A 20,404-nucleotide genomic window follows, 5' to 3' on the forward strand; every position below is an offset into this window, starting at 1 on the left:
TGAGAGTTTTTGATTTTTTGCTGTAAATTTTTTTTTAATACCCTTTGATCTTGAGTTTGTTTGATTAAATAAGTAGGTGATTTGTGAGGTAGTTTATTATGTTATTGAAGCTTAAATACAGGTTTGTTGGATTTTTATTATTGTTTTTAATTTTCATACTGTTGCTTTTTTCCACGATTTTTAATTTTGTTTTATGTGGTTATTTAGAAGATTACTATAAGCAGCTTACAAGGGCGCAAGTAAGAAGAGCAGCTTTTTCTTTGCAATCTTTTTTAGACACCCTACATGTCATAATCAATGGTGCAGCTTCTAATTTGGCACTTGAAACCATATCAGAATTTGCAATGTCTGAGAATAGAGGAAAAGATTTCTCTGAGTCGGAATTGATAGATTTAAGAAAAAATCCAAAATTTGTTATTGACTCTGTAAAGGTGAGCAAAAAGTATCGACAATACTTATACAATTTTATGGCCAATCTTAAAAATGATACCTTTTTTGAAGAATTCGCTTTTTTTGATTTTGAAGGGAGAATAATTGTTAGCACAAGACATGAGAATAATATGGATTTTGGGCATTCTGAGGCTAATACCAATTATTTTAAAAAAGCTATTGAGGATTATAGGCAAAACCAATTAAAATTTATAGGTTGGTATTCAAATCTTTCCGAAGGAATATCCGCAGAAGTTGCTATTAGGTCTAAACAAAGCGAAAAAAAAGCTTTTGCAATAATTGTACCTGTATATTCTCCAGAAGATAAACTTGTTTGTGGATATTTGGCCGGATATTTACTTAATGATATTGTAGCAGATAGTTTTGATAGATTTAGATTTGGTTTTTATAAAAGAGGCAATTTTATTTATGTAGATCCCAACAATATAGCAGTTAATCCTTTTGAAGAATACAATGAAACCAGCAGGGTTAGTTCTAAATTTTTAAATATTCTTAAAGATGTTTTCTCTAAGCCGCCTTTTCCATCAAACATTGCCAGTGAAGTGTCGGTTTACACTATTGATAGAATACTTTTGTCCGAAATGGGAGAAGATTGTTATTATGCAATGTTGCCCATAAGTAGTAAATTGGGAGAAAAGAGTGGAGTACTTATTGCTAGGCTTCCTTATAAGGATATTTACGGAGTAATATCTAGCCTAAGATTTCAGTATATTTTATATTCTGTCTTAGGCATTATAGCATTAAGTATTGTTCTTTCAATTAGAATAGACAGGATTATTAGTTTTCGTTTAAACGCAATTAGAGTTCTAGTTCAAGATATGGTTAAGGGCAATTTAGATAAAGATTATGCTCTTGATGATGATGAGAATACTCTTGATGAGCTTGGCATGTTAAGTCTCCAGGTTGTTAAAATGAAAAAAGCTATTTCTGTAGCAATTTCTAGTGTTTTGAGAAATATTAGCTATGTAAATAAGGCAAGTTTAGAAGTTGCCAGTTCAAGTCAAAATTTAAGCTCTAGCGCATTACAACAGGCATCTGCTCTTGAAGAAATGTCAGCTAATGTTGAGCAAATAGCCTCAGGTGTCAACATGAGCGCCAATAATTCTTATGAAACAGAACAAATAGCTTTAAAGACGAATGAAAATTCTCAGATAGGTGGTAGGGCCGTTGAAGAATCTGTTATTGCTATGCAAGACATTGTAGAAAAAGTTAGCGTTATTGAAGAGATAGCTAGAAAAACCAATTTACTTGCTTTGAATGCGGCTATTGAAGCTGCAAGAGCAGGAGATGAAGGAAAGGGATTTGCTGTTGTGGCTAGTGAGATTAGAAAGTTGGCTGATTTGAGTAAAATTTCTGCTCTTGAGATCGGGGAGTTAGTTGAAGATAACTCTAAGGTAGCAACTGAAGCGGGAGTGATCTTTAAAGAAATGCTACCTGAAATTGAAGAAACGGCTAATCTTGTTAAGAAGATTTCAGAAGGTAGCTCTAAGCAAAGCGATCAGATTGCTCAATTTAAAATGGCTTTAGATCAGGTCGGAGAAGTTGTTCAATCTTCAGCTTCAAGCAGTGAGCAGCTTTCTAGTATGTCTGATAAAATGTTAGAAAAGTCTAAGGAACTTAGAAGATCTGTATTATTTTTCAAAATTAAAGAATCTAAAATTGAAAATCCAGAAAATGATGATTATGATTTCAGGTTAATAGATTGTCCTGAAAATTCTTTTAAAGATGAAAATCAAAATTTGAAAAGCAATGGAATTTCTACTTCAAATGGCAGTGGGCACAATAATTATTCTTTAGATATTGAGAGCGAACCTTCTGTGAGAACTATTAATAAGCGAGTTGATCCTAAAAAAGCTATCGATATTGCTGATAAGGATTTAAATTTTGATGATGATTTTTCAGAGTTTTAGAATTTATTTTTTGTAAAAGAGGTGGTTAGTATGAAGCTTAAAGCTAGGATGTTGCTACTTGTTCTTATTCTGATAGCATTCTTTATATCAATTTTGTTTTTTGTTTTTGGAATGCTTATTAATAGTAAATTGGTGGATCAGCAGTTTAATCTTATGATAAATCTTATTGAAAGCATTAGAAGTTCTTTTAATCTTTACATCTCTTCAATGGAAGAGAAAGTTAGGGTTAGTTCCATGTATTTCAACTCTGCTGAAAAATTTAATGAGGCTAGTAAAATTAAATCCAAAAGGTTGAGCTTTATTTCAGATCAATCTGAAATTCTTATTCAAACCGGTAGTAATATGATGGTTACAGATAAAGAAGGTAAAATAGTTTTTACTACGGCGGTTAAGGATAATGGTGATTTTGGCAAATCTATTGGGGATAGAGAATATTTTACAAAACTTAAAGAGTCTAATAGTATTGTTTACAATTCCTTTGTCATGTTGGCAGATCCCGGGTCTATTGAGGAGTCTTTACTTAAAGATATCTCCAAGATAAAAAATAAAAAAGGTCAGATTCCTTACATATTAATAGGTATGCCATTAAGAGATTTTGAAACAGATAACATTTTTGGTTATTTTATGTTTCTTTATTCAATGGATTATATATATAGGTCTTTTAGAGGGATTAATTTTGGAATACTCTCTAGCGGTCGTGCGCTAGCTTATGATACTACGGGTAGATTGTTGGTTCATCATGCAGTATTGCCAGGTGATATTTTGACTGATATTAGTGCTTCTTATTCCAATATTATTAAGAAAACATCTGAAGATTTGTTGCAAAAGAATAAAGAAATTTCAACTGTTTATTATTATGATCCTAAAAGCAATAAGAAATATGTGGGAATTAGTCAAAAGGTGTTATTAAATTTGTCTAATAATAGATTTATTCTTTTAATGAGAACTTCAGAGGACGATTTTTATTACATGTCACGAGCTACAACTATAATCTTAGCAATTAGTTTTGTATTTACATTACTTATGCTTGCTATTGCAACTCTTTATCTTGTGAAAAAGTTAAGCTCTTCTTTGAATAAGATACTAGAATATTCTGAGCGACTTGCTTCTGGTAATTTTACTGCTGATATTAATTTTGGCAAATGGGATACTGTAGAGCTTTACAGTTTGTACGAAGGGCTTGAGCAATTGAGAACCAATTTTTCTTCAGTTGCAAAAGGAGTTGTTGAAAATCTAGATTACCTTTATGAAAATGCGATTCAAATAGCAAATGCAAGCCAGAATTTAAGTTCTGGTGCTGTTGAGCAGGCTTCTACTTTAGAGCAAATGACAGCAAATATTGAGCAAATTTCACAAGGTGTTTCTGAGAATACTGAAAATGCAGCTACTACTGAAAAAATTGCTGTTAATACTAATGAAAGGACTAAAGAGGGACATAAATCTGTTGTTAAGGCTATTGAGGCAATGACTGTAATTACTGAAAAAATTGGAATTATTGATGAGATAACAAGGCAAACCAATTTGCTTGCTTTAAATGCCTCTATTGAAGCTGCACGAGTGGGAGAAAAAGGCAAGGGGTTTGAAGTGGTAGCTGCTGAGGTTAGAAAGCTTGCAGATCAAAGCAAAGAATCGGCAAGAGAGATTATTGATATTGCAAACAGAAGTTTAACTGTTGCAAGTCGTGCTGGGGAAAATTTTGAACAAATAGTTCCTGGTATGGAACAAACAGCCAGACTTGTAAAAAATATTTCTAATGAAAGTTATAAGCAAAGTGTTCAAATAGAGCAATTTAAAAATGCAATAGAGCAGGTTAGTCAGTTAGTCCAAACTACAGCCTCAAGCAGTGAAGAGCTTTCTGCAATGTCTGAAAAGATGTTAGAGAGCGTAAAAGATTTAAAAGAATCTGTTGATTATTTTAAGATCGAAAAGTAAGTAGAAGATTGAAAAATCTTCTCTAACTTTTTTGTCGGATTATTATTCTATGATTTTAAAAATTTTAGCACCTCCTAGGCATTCTGTATTTTTATAAAAAATTGCAAATTGTCCTGGGGAGATTCCTTGATCTTTTTTGTTTAAAGAAATTTCCATTAAGTTATTTGTAATAAGTTGTAATTTGCATGAGTATTTCTTTTTGCCATGTCTTATTTTAATTTTGAAATTTTCAAAGTTCGTAGGTGTGTCGTTTATCCAATGTATTTCGTGAACTAAAAATTTGCGTTTTGCTTGTTTTAAATAATTTTCGTTATGGGATATGTATATAATATTTTTTTCTAGATCTTTTTCTATGACGAACCATGGCCCGTTGCTAAGCTTTATTCCTCTTCTTTGTCCAGCTGTAAAAAACCAATATCCGTTGTGAATTCCTATTATTTTTCCTGTTTCTTTTTCAATTATATTCCCCTTTTTCTCTCCAAGATGGTATTTGATAAATTCGTTATATTTAATTTTTCCTAAAAAGCAAATACCCTGACTATCTTTTCTATCTTTGTTGGGTAAATTTATGCTTTTAGCTATTTGCCTTACTTCGCTTTTAAGTAATGTGCCCAAGGGGAAGTATAGTTTTGACAATTGTTTTTGAGAGAGATGAGATAAAAAGTAACTTTGGTCTTTAATTTTATCTTTTGCCTGTTTTAACAAAAATTTACTTTCTTTTCTTTGTATTTTGGCGTAATGTCCCGTTACAACCAAATCATATTGGTTATTGATTTTCTCAAAAAATGCTCCAAACTTTATCCTTTGATTACAAAAAATATCTGGACTTGGGGTATTTCCATTTTTAAGTTCTTCAATGGTATAGCTTACTACTTTGTTATAATATTCTTTTTGAAAGTTTATTATTTCATATGGTACATTAAATTTGTTGCATATAGCTTCAACATAATTTAAATCTTCTTGCCAAGGGCAGTTTCCAATATAAGACAGTTCATCTTCAACCCAGATTTTTAAATAGTAGCATTTTATATTTGAATATCCTTTGTTTATAATTCTATAAAGGGCAACAGAGCTGTCGACTCCTCCAGATAAAAGTACGGCTATTTTCATAAACTTCCATTTTTAGGTTTTATTATATAAGATTTTGCTAATTTTTGTAAATTATAATATAATACTTAAGGCCATTAATTCATTGAGGAGTATATGAAAATAGGTATTAGTGATATTAGAATTTTTTTACCTTTAAATTATTTAGATTTTTCTGTTCTTTTGGAAAATCCTTTATATTCTTCTAATGAAGTTTTTTTAAAAAAAATCAATAGAGCAATAGATGCAACCTTGCAAAAAGGTTTTAGGTTTACCAGTCCTAATGAGGATAGTGTAACCATGGCAAGTTCGGCTGTTAAGCTTATTTTTGACAACAATAATCTTGATTTAAGCAAAATTAGAATGCTTTTGGGTGGAACTGAGACAGGCGTTGATCATTCAAAGGCCATTTCTTCTTATGTTTTTGGAGCTTTAAAGCAATCTGGTATTTGTCTGGGAAATAATTTTCTAACTTTTCAGGTTCAACATGCGTGTGCTGGTGCTGCTATGTCTTTGCACACTGTGGCAAGTGTTTTAAGCCATTCCAATAATTCTGAATACGGCATAGTTTTTTCTTCAGATATTGCGCATTATAGCAATCTTACTACGGCTGAGATTACCCAAGGAGCCGGCGCAACTGCAATTTTGATTGAAAAAAATCCAAAGCTACTTTCGATCAATTTATCTGAATTTGGAGTTTATACCGATGATGTTGACGATTTTTTTAGGCCTTTTGGAAGTGTTGAGGCTAAGGTGCGAGGTCAGTATTCAGTTGAATGTTACAATAATGCAAACGAAAATGCTTTAAGAGATTTTGCTTTCAAAAAGCAACTTAGTATGAAAGATTTATTTTCTAATTATAGGTTTGTTTTGCATGTTCCTTTTGCTAAAATGCCAATAGATTCAATGCATTATATTTTGAAAAAATATTATAGTGATGACGAATCTGTTAGAAATGCTTATTTAGAATCAATAGATTTTTACGATGGAGTTGAAGCTGCTATGGAAGTGGGGAATTTGTATACAGGTTCAATTTTTTTGTCTTTAGCATTTTATTTAAAAAGAGTATTTTCCAAGAAAGATATTACAGGGGAAAAGATATTGTTTTGTTCTTATGGATCTGGCAATATTATGATTATTTATGAACTTACCATCGAAAAGAGTGCTTTTGATGTTATTAAATTATGGGATCTTGAAGGTCTTATAAAAAATAGAAATAATGCAAATTTTGAAGAATATAAAGATTTTTTTCAAAATAAAATAGTTCCTGGTGAATCCAGGGGATTTTATTTAAAAGAACTAAGGAATGATGGATACCGAGTTTATGGGTATCGAGCCTAATATATTAGAAAATAAAAAAAGGCATATTGAGATTTGTTTAAATAAAAACGATGTTAAAAGTGGCTGTAATTTCTTAAAGTTTATTAAGCTAAAACACAATGCTCTTAGTGATTTTAATTTTTCCGAGATAAACATAAAAGAAGAGATATTTGGATACAATATTAGCATGCCCGTTTTTATTTCTTCCATGACAGGAGGCAGTAAAGAGGGGAATGACTTTAATAAATCTTTAGTTAGAATTGCAAATGATTTAAAAATTCCTATGGGTTTAGGTTCTTTTAAGCTTTTGTTTAAGTATCCCGAGTACATAAGAGACTTTGCTCTTAAAAGGTATGCTCATAATATTCCTTTGTTTGCTAATATTAGTGCTGTTCAGATTGTTGAGTTTGGTATTTCTAAAATAGCTGAAATGATTAAAAGATTAGAAGTTGATGCAATTATTGTTCATCTTAATGCAGGACAAGAATTGATGAATGTTAATGGAGACAGAAATTTTAAAGGAATAAGAGAGTCAATAGCTAAATTGTCAGACTTTTTAAGTGTTCCATTGATTGTCAAAGAGACAGGTTTTGGAATTTCGCCAAAAGACGTTAAGGAATTGTTTAGCCTTGGCGTTTCTTATGTTGATCTTGCAGGGAGTGGTGGAACTAATTGGATTTTAGTAGAAGGCATGAAGAGTCATAATCTAAACATTGCATCTTGTTTTTCTGATTGGGGTATACCTTCGATTTTTACTTTACTTAGTGTTGATGATTCTCTAAAGGCTAATATTTTTGCATCTGGTGGATATGAGACGGGCATGGATATTGCTAAAGGCATTGCCCTTGGAGCTAGGCTTATAGGTGTTGCAGCAGTTGTTCTTAGGGCTTTTTATAATTCAGGAGAAGATGCTGTATTTAGTCTTTTTTCTGATTATGAGCATGTTTTAAAAATGTCTATGTTTTTAAGTGGAAGCAAAAGTTTATCAGAGCTTAGAAATAATAAGTATTTTTTGAGTAGTTATTTGCTTGATGAACTTGGAGTCTTTAAGCAGTTTTATGGAACTTAGTAAAAATTTTAGACATAAAAGCGTTTTAGAAAAAAGGCAAGAGATAAAAAGTTTTTTGGAATTATCTTATAAAGATTTTTTTTATAATAATGCCAATGAAGATTTTCTTTTTAATATGATAGAAAATTATATTGGATATTTATCTTTTCCTATTGGAATTGTAAAAAATTTGAAAATAAATGGCAAATACTATTCTTTGCCAATTGCAACAGAAGAATCTTCTGTTGTTGCTGCTCTAAATTTTGCGGCAAAGATTCTTGAAAATGCTAATTTGAGGTATTCTTTGGATGAAGTGTTAGGAATTTCTCAAATTTATATAAAATCGGAAAAAGATTTAAGCAAAATTTTTGTTGGCCTTGGTGATAAAATTAAGACTTGGGTTGGTCCCCTTTTAACTAATATGAATCAAAGGGGGGGTGGATTTAGAAGGTTGTCAACTATGTACATTAAAGAGCTAGGTATTCAAAAATTAAATCTTTATGTGGATACTTGTGATGCTATGGGTGCTAATTTGCTAAATTCAATTGCAGAGCGTGTAGCAGAATCTATTTTTTTAGAATTCGGATATGAGTGTGTTTTAAAAGTTTTAAGTAATGATATTAGTGAATTTACAGCCAAAGCTAGTTTTGTTTTAGATTTTAAGCATTTGCTACCGGGTAAAGAGGATTCTTGGAATTTGGCTAAAAAAATTGAACTTATTTCTAGTATAGGTTTTTACGAAGAGGAGCGAGCTGTTACTAATAATAAAGGCATTATGAATGGAATTACAGGGGTGTGTCTTGCAACTTTTAATGATACAAGAGCTCTTGAGGCTTCTGTCCATAAATTTGCTTCAAAAAGCGGTAAATATCTCCCTCTTAGTAAATTTTATACCACTGACAATGCTTTAGTTGGAGAAATTGAAATTCCTTTGCAAGTTGGAACTAAAGGTGGGGTTATATCTTTTAGTGAAGCGTCAATTTTAAGTTTTAAAATTATGAATGTAAATAGTAAGAGCGAATTTATTGGTGTTCTCTCTTGTGTTGGACTTGCTAGTAATTTTGCAGCATTAAGGGCTCTTGCATTTAATGGGATTCAAAAGGGGCACATGAGATTGCATGTTAATAAAATACTCTGCCTTTTAAAGACAAAATATAATATTTCTGATTTTGAAAAAGACAAATTATTATTGGAAATGGAAAGAATGAATATTTATTCTTTTGATTTTGCTTTTAAAATTTTGAAGAAAATAAGGTTAGAGAATGAAAATAAAGTGTAAAGTTCATGCAAGCTTGGCTTTAATTAAATATTGGGGGAAGAAGGATATTTTTTTAAACATTCCAGCGACTTCCAGTCTTGCTGTTAGTGTTGACAAGTTTTATTCAATAAGTGAGCTTGAACTTTCAAATCGAGATGAAATAATTTTAAATTCAAAGCCAGTTATATTAAAAAATAGAGAAAAGGTATTTTTTGATTATGCAAGAAAAATTCTTAATGAACCAAATGTTAGATTTAAAATTAAAAGTAAAAACAATTTCCCGACAGCAGCGGGCCTTGCAAGTTCAAGTTCAGGCTTTGCTTCTATTGCTGCTTGTATTTTGAAATATTTTAATAAATATTCTTGTAATAGTGCATCTAATCTTGCAAGAGTGGGATCAGCTTCTGCGGCAAGGGCTATTTACGGGGGGTTTACTATTTTAAAAGAGGGTTCAAAAGAATCTTTTCAATTAAGAGATCAATCTTATTTTAATGATTTGCGAATAATATTTGCCATAATTGATAGTAATGAAAAAGAATTGTCTTCAAGAGCTGCAATGAATATTTGCAAACGGCATGAATTTTATTATGATGCTTGGATTGCCTCTAGTAAAAAGATTTTTAAAGACGCTTTATATTTTTTTTTAAAAAAAGATTTTATACATTTTGGAGCAACCATTGTAAAAAGTTATCAGAATATGTTTGCCTTAATGTTTGCATCTTCTATTTTTTATTTTAAAAATAGTACAATAGATTTAATTAGGTATGCTGCTGATTTGAGAAATGAGGGGATTTTTGTATTTGAGACAATGGATGCGGGCCCCCAAGTAAAGTTTCTTTGTTTGGAGGAAAATTTAAATACTATTTTAAAAGGACTTAAGCAAAATTTTACTGGCATTAATTTTATTGTTTCAAAGGTTGGGTGTGACTTAGAATGGATCTGATTAGTTTTTCTGTGCCCGGAAATTTACTTTTAATGGGGGAGTATGCTATTTTAGAGGAAAAGGGATTGGGGTTGGCAATTGCCATCAACAAGAGAGCATTTTTTTCTTTTAAAAAGAGCGATTCTTGGCGCTTTTTTAGTAAAAAGAAAGAAATAGACGATTTTTCTTTAATAGAAAATAGAAGCGATTTTGTTTTTAAAATGTTTGCTTACTTGAGTCAAAATTGTTTTTTTAATCTAGGGAATTTTGCATATGATGTATATATTGATACAAGTAATTTTTTCTTTAATGATGGAACTAAAAAGGGATTTGGTTCAAGTGCTGTTGTTGCTATTGGCATAGCGTGTGGGCTTTTTTTGGTTCACAATGCTACCAATGTTGTTGAGAAAGGTGAAATTTTTAAATATTGCTTGGAAGCTTACAGGCATTCTCAAGGAGGAATAGGCAGTGGGTATGATATTGCTACTAGTATTTTTGGGGGTGTTATTGAGTTTGAAGGCGGCTTTAATCCTAAATGCAGGCAGCTGGGTGGTGTAGGGTTTAATAATTTTTATTTGATGCAGGGTTTGCAAGCAATTAAAACTACTACGTCTATTTGTGAATACAATAAACATAGAGATTCTATTTTAGATTTTATATTGAAATGCAATTTGGAGATGAAAAAGCTTGTTTTAAATGTTAGCAATTCTAAATCCGCATTAATTTCTAGTTTAAGAAGGGCTAAAGAATTGGGATTGGCAATTGGAGAGGCAATAGGAGTTTCGGCAGCTTTGCCTTCAAGTTTTGATTACCTTTTGGGTCAATGTGATTTGATTAAAGCTTTGGGAGCCGGAAATGAAACTTTTTTAGTTTATAGGCCCAATATTGAAGCTTTTGATTTGTCAAAGATTATTCCAATTGTTTTAGAGCATGAAGGCATTAAGTTTGAAAGCAATAAATGCTAAGAATAAGAAAGCCTGCTAAAATATTGTTTTTAGGCGAACATAGCGCTGTTTATGGGTTCCCAGTTATTGGAGCTACAGTTCCAATTTATATGGATCTGGTTTATAGTGCATCTAAAAATTGGAAATATTTAGGAAAACCCAGTACAAGATTAAATAGCCTTATAAGTTTTATTGTTTCAAATTATAACAAAGTTAATCCCATTGAGTTTGATATAATTTCTGGAATTCCTATTGGAGTTGGTCTTGGTTCTTCTGCTAGTCTTAGTTTATGCTTTGCAGAATATATTACAAGTCATTTTGAATATAAGGATTGTAGTAAAATTTTGTTGGCAAATCAAATTGAAAACATTTTTCATGGCAAATCTTCTGGAATGGATATTAGACTAATCGATCTTAATGGAACTTTTTATTTAGAGAAAAAAGAAGATGTTTTGCATTCAAAGAAAATAAAAGATTCTGGTTTTTATTTTTTAATAGGAGCAATAAAAAGAGATTTAACAACTAAAGAAATAGTTGTTAATTTAAAAAAACATCTATTATCCAATGCTGATTTATTTGTTTTTATTGAAAAGCTTGGCCTTGCCGTAAGCAATTCTTATGTTTCTTTTCAGAATAAGGATGTGTATTCTTTAGCTAATGAAATGAATGTTGCACAATATTGTTTAAAGTGTTTGGGGTTGTCTAATGATATTCTTGATTGGCTGATAAGTGAGGGGATCAAATTGGGCGCTCTTTCTGGTAAGTTAAGTGGTGCTGGCAAAGGAGGAGCATTTATTTTTCTTTTTGAAAGCCTAATAAAAGCTAATACTGTGCAAAAAGAATTAAATAATATGCTTAAAGATTCTAAAATAGATTTGCTTTTACAGCTAAAGGTAATTGAGACTTAGATTATTTTTGGGCCCAGAGAGATTCGAACTCCCGACATCCTGCTTGTAAGGCAGGCGCTCTGACCAACTGAGCTATGAGCCCTTTTATTACTAATAAATAGTATACAGCATAAGCTTTAATGGTGTCAATTCTTATATTTTCTTTTTCCAAAAAGGACTACAAATATATCTATATTGTCAGCCGTTTTTAATCTATAGCCACCTATTTTATCGGTATCTGTATTAATAAGAGCTTCTTTGTGGCTTGGACTATTAAGCCATGCATTAACTACTCTGTTAAGTTCAATTCCTGATGCCAGTATTTCTCTTGTTAAATTAAAGGATTGATCGTATTTATGTATTCTTTGCATTGGGGTTGTGCCAAAAAGGGTGTGAGTTATCGTTCTATTTTCTCCCAGTTTAATGGCATATTCTTTTGCAACTTTTTCAAGGGTATCATCTATTTCTAGATGGTTTAGATTTAAATTTTTTCTCAATTCAGCAATTTCTGAATATAGAGTTTTCATATCTTCTTTTGTATCTATTTTATTCATTGTACTTAAATTGCATGCTTGAGATAAAAACAGCGTAAAAATTAAAATCAATTGTTTCATTAAATATCCTTTTTATTTATTATGGTATTAAAATTATAATTATATCTCATTATGTATTATAATAATTATATAAAGGAGATAGTTATGGAAAAGTATTTAAGCTATATAAAAAAGGATGATTTAGAATCAATACAATTAAAATTACAGGAATTGTTAGCAAGTTTGCATATTTTTTATTCTAATTTAAGAGGTATTCATTGGAATATAAAAGATACCAATTTCTTTGTTATTCACAAAAAAACTCAAAAACTTTATGAATATATTGAAAAAATTATTGATATTGTTGCAGAACGATCAAGAATGCTTGGATATGATTCTGAATTTAGGTATTCTGAGTTTATGAAAAAATCCTTTATTAAGGAGCTTGATATTGAATCAACTTCTAATTTTTTGCCTTCAATGGAAAGCATTGTTTGCAGTCTTACTGAGATTTTGAAGAATATTTTTGGAATGAGAAAATTAATTGATACTGCTGGTGATTATGGTACTGCTAATATTATGGATGATATCATGAGTGATCTTGAGAAACATTTATGGATGCATAAGGCATTGCTTGAAAATTGTGGTTGTTTTTGTCACGATGAGAATGAAAGCAAATGTTGCGAGTGTGATGCAAAATAGCAATTTTATTAAAAGGCTTAACTTGTGCTAATGAATTTATCTGCATTTAGGCTGTAGTAGTTGGGGATTTATGGGTATTAGAAATATTGGAATTATGGCGCATATTGATGCTGGAAAAACTACTACCACAGAAAGAATTATTTATTATACTGGCAAAAGTCATAAAATGGGAGATGTAGATTCAGGAAGCACTATTACTGACTGGATGCCTCAAGAGCAAGAAAGAGGAATTACTATTAGTTCAGCTGCCATTACTTGCCATTGGAAGGATTGTCAAATAAACATTATTGATACTCCTGGGCATGTGGATTTTACAGCAGAAGTTGAAAGATCTCTTCGAGTTCTTGACGGGGGTATTGTTATTTTTAGTGCTGTTGATGGAATTCAGGCCCAAACAGAAACTGTATGGAAACAGGCAGAAAAATACAAAATCCCACGACTTGCTTATGTTAATAAGATGGATAGAATAGGTGCTGATTTTTTTAAAGTTGTGGGAGATATTGAAAATAAATTTAAAACTATTCCTTTGGTTTTGCAAATTCCAATTGGAAATGAAAGCAATTTTGAAGGAGTAGTTGATATTATTTTAAATAAAGAGCTTCATTTTTCAATGGAAAATGGAATTCCAAAATTAACTTATAGTCAAATTAGAGAAGAATTTGTTGAAAGAGCAATTCTTTTTAAAAAAAAAATAATAGACATTCTTAGCCAATTTAGCGAAGAAATTACTCAATTATTTCTTGAAGATAAAGAGATTGGTTTAGATATTATTAAAAGAGAGATTAGAAGAGGTACTATTTCTAGATTTATTATTCCTGTTTTAATGGGAACTAGTTTAAAAAATATTGGGATAGAACCTTTGATTGATTCGGTTGTAGATTACTTGCCAAGTCCTTTTGAAAAAAGTTTTAGCGCTTTTTCTTTAGACACAAATAAAAAAATTTTAGTTGATCCTAATGAAAATAAAAAATTGTCAGCCCTTGTTTTTAAAGTTCAATATTCAAGCGTGATTGCTTCTCATCTTTATTTTGTTAGAGTTTATTCTGGTGAGATTAATCCTAATAAAAAAATTATCAATGCTTCAAATGGCAAGCGTGAAAAGTTTACAAAAATTTTTAGAGTTTTTTCAAATAAAAATGAACAAATAGATTTTGTAAAAACAGGCGATATTGGCGCTGTTTTGGGATTAAAGTTTTCTGTTACAGGAGATACTCTTGTTGAAGAGAATAATAATGTTTTACTTGAGTCTGTTATGTTTCCAGAGCCGGTTGTTTTAATGTCTGTTGAACCTGAAAGATCATCAGATGAGGCTAGGCTTAAGGAAATTTTTGAAATAATATCTAAAGAAGATCCTACCTTTAGTTATTCTGAGAGTAAAGAAACAGGGCAATTAATTATATCTGGAATGGGTGAATTACATCTTGAGATTATTTTAACAAGAATTAAAGATGAATTTAATCTTAATGTTTATACAGGAAAACCTCAAGTAAGTTACAGAGAAAGTGCTGGCAAAATTGTAAAAGAAGTTTTTGAGTTTAACAATATTTTTGCTGGCAAAAATATTGATTTTAAAATTGGAATGATCATTAAACCTTTGTCGCGGAGTGCGGGAAATAAAATTGATTTTGAATGTGGCATTGAACCTGTAATTAAGTCTGCAATATTGAGGGGAATTACATCTGCATTTGTAAGTGGAATTTTTGGATATCCCATTATTGATGTTAATGTTAGTATTTTTTCTATTGTTTGTGGGGCCAATAAGATTAGCGAGAGTGCTTTTGAGTCAGTTTCAGGATTTGCTTTTCATAGTATTTTTCAAAAATCAGATCCTATTAGACTTGAGCCAATAATGTTATTAGAAATTAGAACACCCATTGAGCATACAGGAGAAATTATTTCTACATTAAATGTTATGGGGGGTGTTATTCATTCAGTTAGCAATATTGGAGAGTATGACTTGATAAAATCAGAGGCGGCGTTTGAAAAACTTTTTGGGTATGCTTCTATTTTGAGAAGTTCTACTAAAGGAAGGGGCAGTTTTACTATGGAATTTTCTTATTTTAAGGAAAAAGTAAGTTAAAGTTAGTGGTTTTTAAGGCAAAATGGCTTTTCTTGTGTTTATTATTTTTAAATCTAATTAATTTTATTGATGAGTTTTTATGTAAAAATGATTTTATTCCCTTTTTTGTTAAGCTTTAAGTTTTTGATATTTTATGAATGTTATATTATGATGTAAAATGTTTTTTAGCCTTATAAAGGCATGTTTGTCTTTTAAGAATAGATAAAATATTGTATTGGTTTTTTTGATATGATATTTTATAATATTTTTTTATTTTAAAAATAAAGGAGGTGTATTATGCAGGGTGAAAATATGGTTTCAATTAGAGGCGGAAATAGAAGAAAAATTCTTCTTAGTTTGAAAAATATGCAATATTCAAGAACAGACCTAGCTCGTAAGTTAAGCTTGACAAATGCTGCAGTTACTATTTTGACCAATCAAATGATAAAAGAAAATCTTTTGATTGAAGTTGGTTCTAGGGTGTCTGATGTTAAAAAACATGGACGAAAAGAAATACTTCTCGATATTAATAAAGATTATGCGTATTCAATGGGAGTTATTATTTCTAGCAATTATTTTCAAATAGGTATTGCCAATCTTAAATGCGAGGTTTTAATAAGCGAGACTCATTCTTTTGAGCCCCCAGTTAGCGCTTATGACATTTTAGAAAAAATAAAAGATCATATGATAGAAATTATTTGGAAACATAATTTCTCAAGAGATAAGTTTATTGGCTTAGGCTTTAGTATTACAGGGTTAATAAAGGATAAAGAATTAGGCATTGTTAATGATAGTTATGGATCGTGGATTGAAAAAGATGTTCCTGTTAAGAGAATACTTGAGGAATACTTTTCACTAACAGTTTATCTTGAAAGTTATGTTAAAAATTTATCTCTTGCTGAATTTATGGGTAAGAATATAGATAATATTATGTTTTTTGATTACACAGATACTGCTGAACTTTCGATTTGGTCAGGCGGCAATGTTTATCCTGGTTTTAATAATAAATCAGGTATGGTTAGTCACATGATAATTGATTATGAGGGAGAAAAAAATTGTCCAACTTGTGGTAATAAGGGTTGTGTCAATATGCTAATATCTAATTTTGCTTTGCAGAGATTGATTTCCAAAGAGTTTATGAATGGTGAGATTCCCGAGCTTTATGAAAAGTATGAGGGCAGATTGAAAAAGGTTACGATATATGACATTTTTTCTCTTTATGAAAAATATGATTTTATAAATAAAATTATGCAAGATACTGTTAAATATTTGGCAATAATTATTATTAATATTCAAAGAATGCTTGATTTTAATTATTTAGTACTCTATGGTCAAAGTTTTAAATTAAAAGCTTTTTTTGATTTGTTGAAAGAAGAGATTAAAAAGCTTAATAAAGAGAATATAGTATTAAAGCTTAGTTCATTAGATACTGAAGTTTCTGTTGTTGGACCTGCTTCTAGTGTTATTTTTAATAAATTTTATTTGACTGGAGGAGATATTGATTAATATTGCCTTTTTTTGTATCTTATATTTGACAAGATTATTTTTGAGAATAAGGGTTGTTTTTAATGCTTGAAAGTTTGGGGTCAAATTTTAGAAATTTTATAAACTATCTTTCTGGAAAATCTACGATAAATGATAAAAACATTGCAGAGGCTATTGAGATTATTAAAAATTCTTTAGTTGATGCTGATGTTAACTTAAGAGTTATAAGGCGTTTTTTAAATTCTATAATTGAAGAATCCAAGGGAGTAAAAGTTTTAAGGGGTATTGATCCTAAATCTCAGTTTATTAAAATTGTCAATGATAATCTTGTTAAATTTTTGGGAGGCAAAAGTTATGGGCTTAGTTTACATCCTGCCAATAAGCAATCTTATATTCTTATGTTGGGACTCCAAGGTTCTGGGAAGACCACGACATGTGCCAAGCTTTCTTTAAAGCTTAAAAAGGAAAATAGAAAAGTACTTCTTGTAGCTGCTGATACTTTTAGAGCGGCGGCCGTAGAGCAGTTAAAAATATTGGGTGGCCAAGTAGGTGTTCCAGTATTTTCAATTGAAGGGGAAAAAGATCCTATTAAAATTGTTAAAGCGTCCATGAAGTTTGCCGAGTCTAATTTTTTTGATTCTGTAATAGTTGATACCAGAGGACGACTTGAGATTGAATCTTTGTTGGTTGAAGAGATAAAAAAAATAAAGGGGATTTTGCGACCCGCAGAAACCATTTTAGTAGTAGACTCTATGATGGGGCAAGTTGCTGTAAATATTGCTAAGGAATTTAATGAGAATGTTGGACTTACCGGTGCAATATTTTCTAAGTTTGATTCAGATACTAGGGGGGGAGCTGTATTATCTTTTAAAAGTATTTGTGCAGTTCCCATTAAATTTATTGGTGTTGGAGAGAAAATTGAAGATCTTGATTCCTTTTACCCAGAAAGAATTGCTTCTAGAATTCTTGGCATGGGGGATGTTGTTAGTCTTGTAGAGAGGATTCAAAGTGTTGTTGACAAAGAAGAGGCTATTAAGCTTGAGGAAAAAATTAATAAAGCCAGTTTTAATTTTGAAGACTATCTGAGTCAATTTAGGCGCATTAGACAAGTAGGAGGGTTTTCTAATTTTGTAAGTTTTTTACCAGGTGTTTCAAAATCAATGCTGAATAGCAATAATTTAAATGAAGAAAGTTTTAATAAAGAAGAAGCTATTATTCTTTCTATGACTAAAAAAGAAAGAATAAATCCAGTGATTTTGAATAATCCCTCAAGAAAAAAAAGAATAGCCATGGGAAGTGGAACAACTGTTTTTGATGTTAATAAGCTCATAAAAAAGTTTAGTCAAACAACTTTGATTATGAAAAAAATGAAAAACAAAGATTTTCAAAATAAGATTGCATCCCTTTTGGGAAAATAAGGAGGAATAAATTTGAGCGTTAAGATAAGATTGAAAAGAATGGGAGCTAAAAAAAGGCCTTATTATAGGATTGTAGTTATGAATTCTACGTCTCCTAGAGATGGTAGAGCAATTGAAGAGCTTGGTTATTATCATCCTGTTGAAAAGCAAAACCAAATAAAAATTAAGGAAGATAGAATGAAAGATTGGATAAGCAAGGGAGCAATTTTAAGTGATACAGTGAAAATGCTTTTGAATAAAAACAACTTGAATGCGAAAAGTCAGGAGGTTTAAATGAAAGAGTATGGGAATGAGATTGAACTTATAGAGTTTATAGTAAAGTCTCTTGTAGATAAAGAAGATGAAGTAAAGTTAAATGTAATTGAAGGGGAAAAATCAACTATTTTGGAATTAAGGGTTTCTCAAAGCGATGTGGGCAAGATAATCGGAAGACGGGGTCGTATTGCACGGGCTATTAGAACTTTGCTTGGAGCTTGTGCTGCCAAAACCAATAGGCGAGTGCAATTGGAAATTTTAGATTAATTTATGTTTATTAAGGGCGTTATATTATCGTCTTATGGAGTTAATGGGTATGCTAAGGTTAAAAGCATATCCAATAACTTTTGTGATTTTATTAATCTAAAAAACAATAAAGTTCTTTTAAAAAAAAGCAATAACTCCAGTGTTGAAGCTAAAGTTGTAGATGTTAATATAAAGGGTAATTCCTTATTTTTGAAGTTTGAAGAGATTGATACCCCAGAGGCAGTTAGGTCGCTGATTGGTTTTGAATTGTGGGTTGATGATTTGCTTGCATCGAGCTTAAAAGAAGGCGAATATTATTTAGGAAAGCTTATTGGCTATGCCATTGTTAATAACAATAAAAAACTAGGAGAAGTTGTAGCTTTCTTTGAATATTTAAATAGTGTATTTCTTGAGGTCAGAGTGGGTATTAAATTTTTCTTTATTCCCTTTTTGAGTATATATATTGGAGATATAAATGCTCAAGAAAAAACAATTGAGCTTAAGGTTTTGGATCTTTTAAAATGAAATTTACGGTTTTATCCCTTTTTCCAGCAATAATTAAGCCATTTTTTGAAAATTCAATAATGAAAAAAGCTATTAATAAGGGAATGGTAAGTTTTGAGCTTGTTGATGTTAGAGATTTTTCAAAAGATAAGCATAAAAGATGTGATGATTTGCCTTATGGGGGCGGTGCTGGGATGGTATTGAAGGCTGAACCAATTTCTTTTGCCCTTGAGCATGTAAAGTCCGCCAAGAAAACGACAATATTTTTAAGTCCCTCTGGGATAAAGTATAGCCAAGAGTTGGCTTATTCCTTGTCAAAAAGAGAAGAAATTGTTATAATTTGTGGAAGATATGAAGGAATTGATCAACGTATTATAGATTTGTATGTTGATTTTGAGATTTCTATTGGGGATTATGTTTTATCTTCAGGAGAGATTGCAGCTCTTGTTTTAATAGATAGTGTATATAGGTTACTAGATGGAGTAATAAATCCTAATTCTTTATTAGAAGAATCATTTGGTGTAAAAAATGGATTGCTTGAATATCCTCATTATACCAGGCCCTATAATTTTAAGGGGATAAAGGTTCCAGAAGTTCTTCTTTCAGGGCATCATGCAAATATAAAGAATTGGAGGCTTGTTAAAGCTAGAGAAAAAACTAAGAAAAATAGATATGATTTATACCTTAAATATTTAGAGATAATAGGAGAAGATAATGGATTTGATAAGAAAAATTGAAGCTCAGAATAAGAAAAATGAGACTTTTGTCTTTAATGTGGGAGATACTGTGAGGGTTGTTTACAAAATTATTGAGGGTAGTAATGAAAGATTGCAGAGTTTTGAAGGGATTGTTATTTCTTTCCAAAACAAGGGAATTGGCAAAACATTTTTGATTAGAAAAATTTCTTCAGGAATAGGTGTTGAAAAAATTTTCCCAGTATATTCTCCTATTATAGAAAAGGTTGAAGTTTTAAGAAGGGGAAAGGTTAGAAGGGCAAAGCTTTATTATATGAGGAATAGAATCGGTAAAGCTGCTATGAAGATAAAGGAGCGCCTTAATATTAAAAAAGTTAAGCATTAGTTTTTAATTATTTTAAATATTTTAGTAAATTAGGCTATAAGATGAATCAAATTAGATTGAGATTAAAAATTGTTTTTGATTGATCTTTTGTTTTGTAAATTTTTATTCAAGATTTAATAGAGTTTTTACTATTTTAAGAAATAATTTTGGTAAGCTTGGTCGTGTGTTTATTATAATTGAGAGCATTATTTAACCATTCTTATTAAATTTCAATGAGGGTTTGATTTTACTTTTGTCTTTAAAAAGCTAAAGATTTAAAGTTTTGATTTTTTGAAAAACTTTCAGGCTATGTGAGTGATTTTGTTCTTAAATATTTGTTTTTATTTTTTTGAAGAGTAAATATTTATTTTTTGTAGTTAAGGAGA

19 protein-coding genes and 1 tRNA gene are annotated in these 20,404 nt (G+C 30.6%); 17 read left to right on the top strand and 3 right to left on the bottom strand.

From position 1 onward, the window contains the following. Positions 1-98: 98 nt before the first annotated feature. Together BSV1_RS00630 and BSV1_RS00635 are read left to right on the top strand one after the other, a co-directional pair. The gene (locus tag BSV1_RS00630) at positions 99-2,360 is read left to right on the top strand and encodes a methyl-accepting chemotaxis protein (RefSeq protein ID WP_008882177.1); all 2,262 of its coding nucleotides are present in this window, start codon (positions 99-101) and stop codon (positions 2,358-2,360) included. 30 nt (positions 2,361-2,390) lie between these two features. Continuing rightward, positions 2,391-4,292 (top strand): methyl-accepting chemotaxis protein, encoded by a 1,902-nt coding sequence (locus BSV1_RS00635; protein ID WP_008882237.1) that lies wholly within the window; start codon positions 2,391-2,393, stop codon positions 4,290-4,292. 42 nt (positions 4,293-4,334) lie between these two features. On the opposite strand, the gene mnmA is transcribed toward BSV1_RS00635, so the two are convergent. Next, on the bottom strand, positions 4,335-5,402 hold the full coding sequence (mnmA, locus tag BSV1_RS00640) for a tRNA 2-thiouridine(34) synthase MnmA (RefSeq protein WP_008882160.1): 1,068 nt from the start codon (positions 5,400-5,402) through the stop codon (positions 4,335-4,337). A 93-nt stretch (positions 5,403-5,495) separates the two neighbouring features. Between mnmA and BSV1_RS00645 the strand changes: the two genes are divergently transcribed. Genes BSV1_RS00645 through mvk form a run of 6 tightly spaced genes read left to right on the top strand, consistent with a single transcriptional unit; the run spans position 5,496 to position 11,778 of the window. Further along, entirely contained in the window at positions 5,496-6,719 is a 1,224-nt protein-coding gene (locus BSV1_RS00645; protein ID WP_008882267.1) for a hydroxymethylglutaryl-CoA synthase, read from the top strand. Then, on the top strand, positions 6,703-7,767 hold the full coding sequence (fni, locus tag BSV1_RS00650) for a type 2 isopentenyl-diphosphate Delta-isomerase (protein ID WP_008882176.1): 1,065 nt from the start codon (positions 6,703-6,705) through the stop codon (positions 7,765-7,767). Before BSV1_RS00645 ends, fni begins: the two co-directional genes overlap by 17 nt. After that, positions 7,757-9,025, top strand: coding sequence for a hydroxymethylglutaryl-CoA reductase, degradative (locus BSV1_RS00655; protein ID WP_008882303.1), 1,269 nt, complete (start codon positions 7,757-7,759; stop codon positions 9,023-9,025). Before fni ends, BSV1_RS00655 begins: the two co-directional genes overlap by 11 nt. Further along, the gene (gene mvaD, locus BSV1_RS00660) at positions 9,009-9,947 is read left to right on the top strand and encodes a diphosphomevalonate decarboxylase (protein WP_008882293.1); all 939 of its coding nucleotides are present in this window, start codon (positions 9,009-9,011) and stop codon (positions 9,945-9,947) included. The genes BSV1_RS00655 and mvaD overlap by 17 nt, the downstream gene beginning before the upstream one ends. Beyond that, positions 9,938-10,891: a GHMP family kinase ATP-binding protein gene (locus BSV1_RS00665; RefSeq protein WP_008882223.1), complete on the top strand. Its 954-nt coding sequence runs from the start codon at positions 9,938-9,940 to the stop codon at positions 10,889-10,891. The genes mvaD and BSV1_RS00665 overlap by 10 nt, the downstream gene beginning before the upstream one ends. Then, positions 10,885-11,778, top strand: coding sequence for a mevalonate kinase (gene mvk / locus BSV1_RS00670; protein ID WP_008882283.1), 894 nt, complete (start codon positions 10,885-10,887; stop codon positions 11,776-11,778). The genes BSV1_RS00665 and mvk overlap by 7 nt, the downstream gene beginning before the upstream one ends. An 8-nt stretch (positions 11,779-11,786) precedes the next feature. Here mvk and BSV1_RS00675 read toward each other — a convergent pair. Together BSV1_RS00675 and BSV1_RS00680 are read right to left on the bottom strand one after the other, a co-directional pair. Continuing rightward, positions 11,787-11,860, bottom strand: a tRNA-Val gene (locus BSV1_RS00675). Positions 11,861-11,903: 43 nt separating this feature from the next. Continuing rightward, the gene (locus tag BSV1_RS00680; protein ID WP_008882217.1) at positions 11,904-12,371 is read right to left on the bottom strand and encodes a BB0689 family surface lipoprotein; all 468 of its coding nucleotides are present in this window, start codon (positions 12,369-12,371) and stop codon (positions 11,904-11,906) included. Positions 12,372-12,455: 84 nt separating this feature from the next. Between BSV1_RS00680 and napA the strand changes: the two genes are divergently transcribed. The 9 genes from napA (at position 12,456) to rplS (ending at position 20,039) form a co-directional block, all read left to right on the top strand. Then, positions 12,456-12,992, top strand: a complete 537-nt coding sequence (gene napA / locus BSV1_RS00685) for a neutrophil-activating protein NapA (RefSeq protein WP_008882307.1) — start codon at positions 12,456-12,458, stop codon at positions 12,990-12,992. Between the two features lie 70 nt (positions 12,993-13,062). Beyond that, positions 13,063-15,072 carry an elongation factor G gene (gene fusA / locus BSV1_RS00690; protein WP_008882230.1) on the top strand — a complete coding sequence of 670 codons (2,010 nt, stop codon included), beginning with the start codon at positions 13,063-13,065 and terminating at the stop codon, positions 15,070-15,072. A gap of 276 nt (positions 15,073-15,348) precedes the next feature. After that, entirely contained in the window at positions 15,349-16,557 is a 1,209-nt protein-coding gene (gene badR, locus BSV1_RS00695; protein ID WP_002557280.1) for a host adaptation transcriptional regulator BadR, read from the top strand. 62 nt (positions 16,558-16,619) lie between these two features. Beyond that, positions 16,620-17,954 (top strand): signal recognition particle protein, encoded by a 1,335-nt coding sequence (ffh, locus tag BSV1_RS00700; RefSeq protein ID WP_008882270.1) that lies wholly within the window; start codon positions 16,620-16,622, stop codon positions 17,952-17,954. A 12-nt stretch (positions 17,955-17,966) separates the two neighbouring features. Then, the gene (gene rpsP / locus BSV1_RS00705) at positions 17,967-18,227 is read left to right on the top strand and encodes a 30S ribosomal protein S16 (protein WP_008882209.1); all 261 of its coding nucleotides are present in this window, start codon (positions 17,967-17,969) and stop codon (positions 18,225-18,227) included. Then, complete coding sequence (locus BSV1_RS00710) at positions 18,228-18,476, top strand: KH domain-containing protein (protein WP_002557283.1); 249 nt, start codon at positions 18,228-18,230, stop codon at positions 18,474-18,476. 3 nt (positions 18,477-18,479) lie between these two features. Beyond that, positions 18,480-18,980, top strand: coding sequence for a ribosome maturation factor RimM (gene rimM, locus BSV1_RS00715; RefSeq protein WP_008882246.1), 501 nt, complete (start codon positions 18,480-18,482; stop codon positions 18,978-18,980). Further along, entirely contained in the window at positions 18,977-19,696 is a 720-nt protein-coding gene (gene trmD / locus BSV1_RS00720) for a tRNA (guanosine(37)-N1)-methyltransferase TrmD (RefSeq protein WP_008882157.1), read from the top strand. Before rimM ends, trmD begins: the two co-directional genes overlap by 4 nt. Next, the gene (gene rplS, locus BSV1_RS00725; RefSeq protein ID WP_008882196.1) at positions 19,674-20,039 is read left to right on the top strand and encodes a 50S ribosomal protein L19; all 366 of its coding nucleotides are present in this window, start codon (positions 19,674-19,676) and stop codon (positions 20,037-20,039) included. Before trmD ends, rplS begins: the two co-directional genes overlap by 23 nt. Positions 20,040-20,404: the final 365 nt, after the last annotated feature.

The sequence above is a fragment of the [Borrelia] finlandensis genome, assembly GCF_000181875.2.
Lineage (GTDB): Bacteria > Spirochaetota > Spirochaetia > Borreliales > Borreliaceae > Borreliella > Borreliella finlandensis.

Excerpts from the sequence above, each read along its gene's own strand:
- BSV1_RS00630 (WP_008882177.1), top strand. The coding sequence starts at position 99 with ATGTTATTGAAGCTTAAATACAGGTTTGTTGGATTTTTATTATTGTTT.
- BSV1_RS00635 (WP_008882237.1), top strand. The coding sequence starts at position 2,391 with ATGAAGCTTAAAGCTAGGATGTTGCTACTTGTTCTTATTCTGATAGCA.
- mnmA (WP_008882160.1), bottom strand. The coding sequence starts at position 5,402 with ATGAAAATAGCCGTACTTTTATCTGGAGGAGTCGACAGCTCTGTTGCC.
- BSV1_RS00645 (WP_008882267.1), top strand. The coding sequence starts at position 5,496 with ATGAAAATAGGTATTAGTGATATTAGAATTTTTTTACCTTTAAATTAT.
- fni (WP_008882176.1), top strand. The coding sequence starts at position 6,703 with ATGGGTATCGAGCCTAATATATTAGAAAATAAAAAAAGGCATATTGAG.
- BSV1_RS00655 (WP_008882303.1), top strand. The coding sequence starts at position 7,757 with ATGGAACTTAGTAAAAATTTTAGACATAAAAGCGTTTTAGAAAAAAGG.
- mvaD (WP_008882293.1), top strand. The coding sequence starts at position 9,009 with ATGAAAATAAAGTGTAAAGTTCATGCAAGCTTGGCTTTAATTAAATAT.
- BSV1_RS00665 (WP_008882223.1), top strand. The coding sequence starts at position 9,938 with ATGGATCTGATTAGTTTTTCTGTGCCCGGAAATTTACTTTTAATGGGG.
- mvk (WP_008882283.1), top strand. The coding sequence starts at position 10,885 with ATGCTAAGAATAAGAAAGCCTGCTAAAATATTGTTTTTAGGCGAACAT.
- BSV1_RS00680 (WP_008882217.1), bottom strand. The coding sequence starts at position 12,371 with ATGAAACAATTGATTTTAATTTTTACGCTGTTTTTATCTCAAGCATGC.
- napA (WP_008882307.1), top strand. The coding sequence starts at position 12,456 with ATGGAAAAGTATTTAAGCTATATAAAAAAGGATGATTTAGAATCAATA.
- fusA (WP_008882230.1), top strand. The coding sequence starts at position 13,063 with ATGGGTATTAGAAATATTGGAATTATGGCGCATATTGATGCTGGAAAA.
- badR (WP_002557280.1), top strand. The coding sequence starts at position 15,349 with ATGCAGGGTGAAAATATGGTTTCAATTAGAGGCGGAAATAGAAGAAAA.
- ffh (WP_008882270.1), top strand. The coding sequence starts at position 16,620 with ATGCTTGAAAGTTTGGGGTCAAATTTTAGAAATTTTATAAACTATCTT.
- BSV1_RS00710 (WP_002557283.1), top strand. The coding sequence starts at position 18,228 with ATGAAAGAGTATGGGAATGAGATTGAACTTATAGAGTTTATAGTAAAG.
- rimM (WP_008882246.1), top strand. The coding sequence starts at position 18,480 with ATGTTTATTAAGGGCGTTATATTATCGTCTTATGGAGTTAATGGGTAT.
- trmD (WP_008882157.1), top strand. The coding sequence starts at position 18,977 with ATGAAATTTACGGTTTTATCCCTTTTTCCAGCAATAATTAAGCCATTT.
- rplS (WP_008882196.1), top strand. The coding sequence starts at position 19,674 with ATGGATTTGATAAGAAAAATTGAAGCTCAGAATAAGAAAAATGAGACT.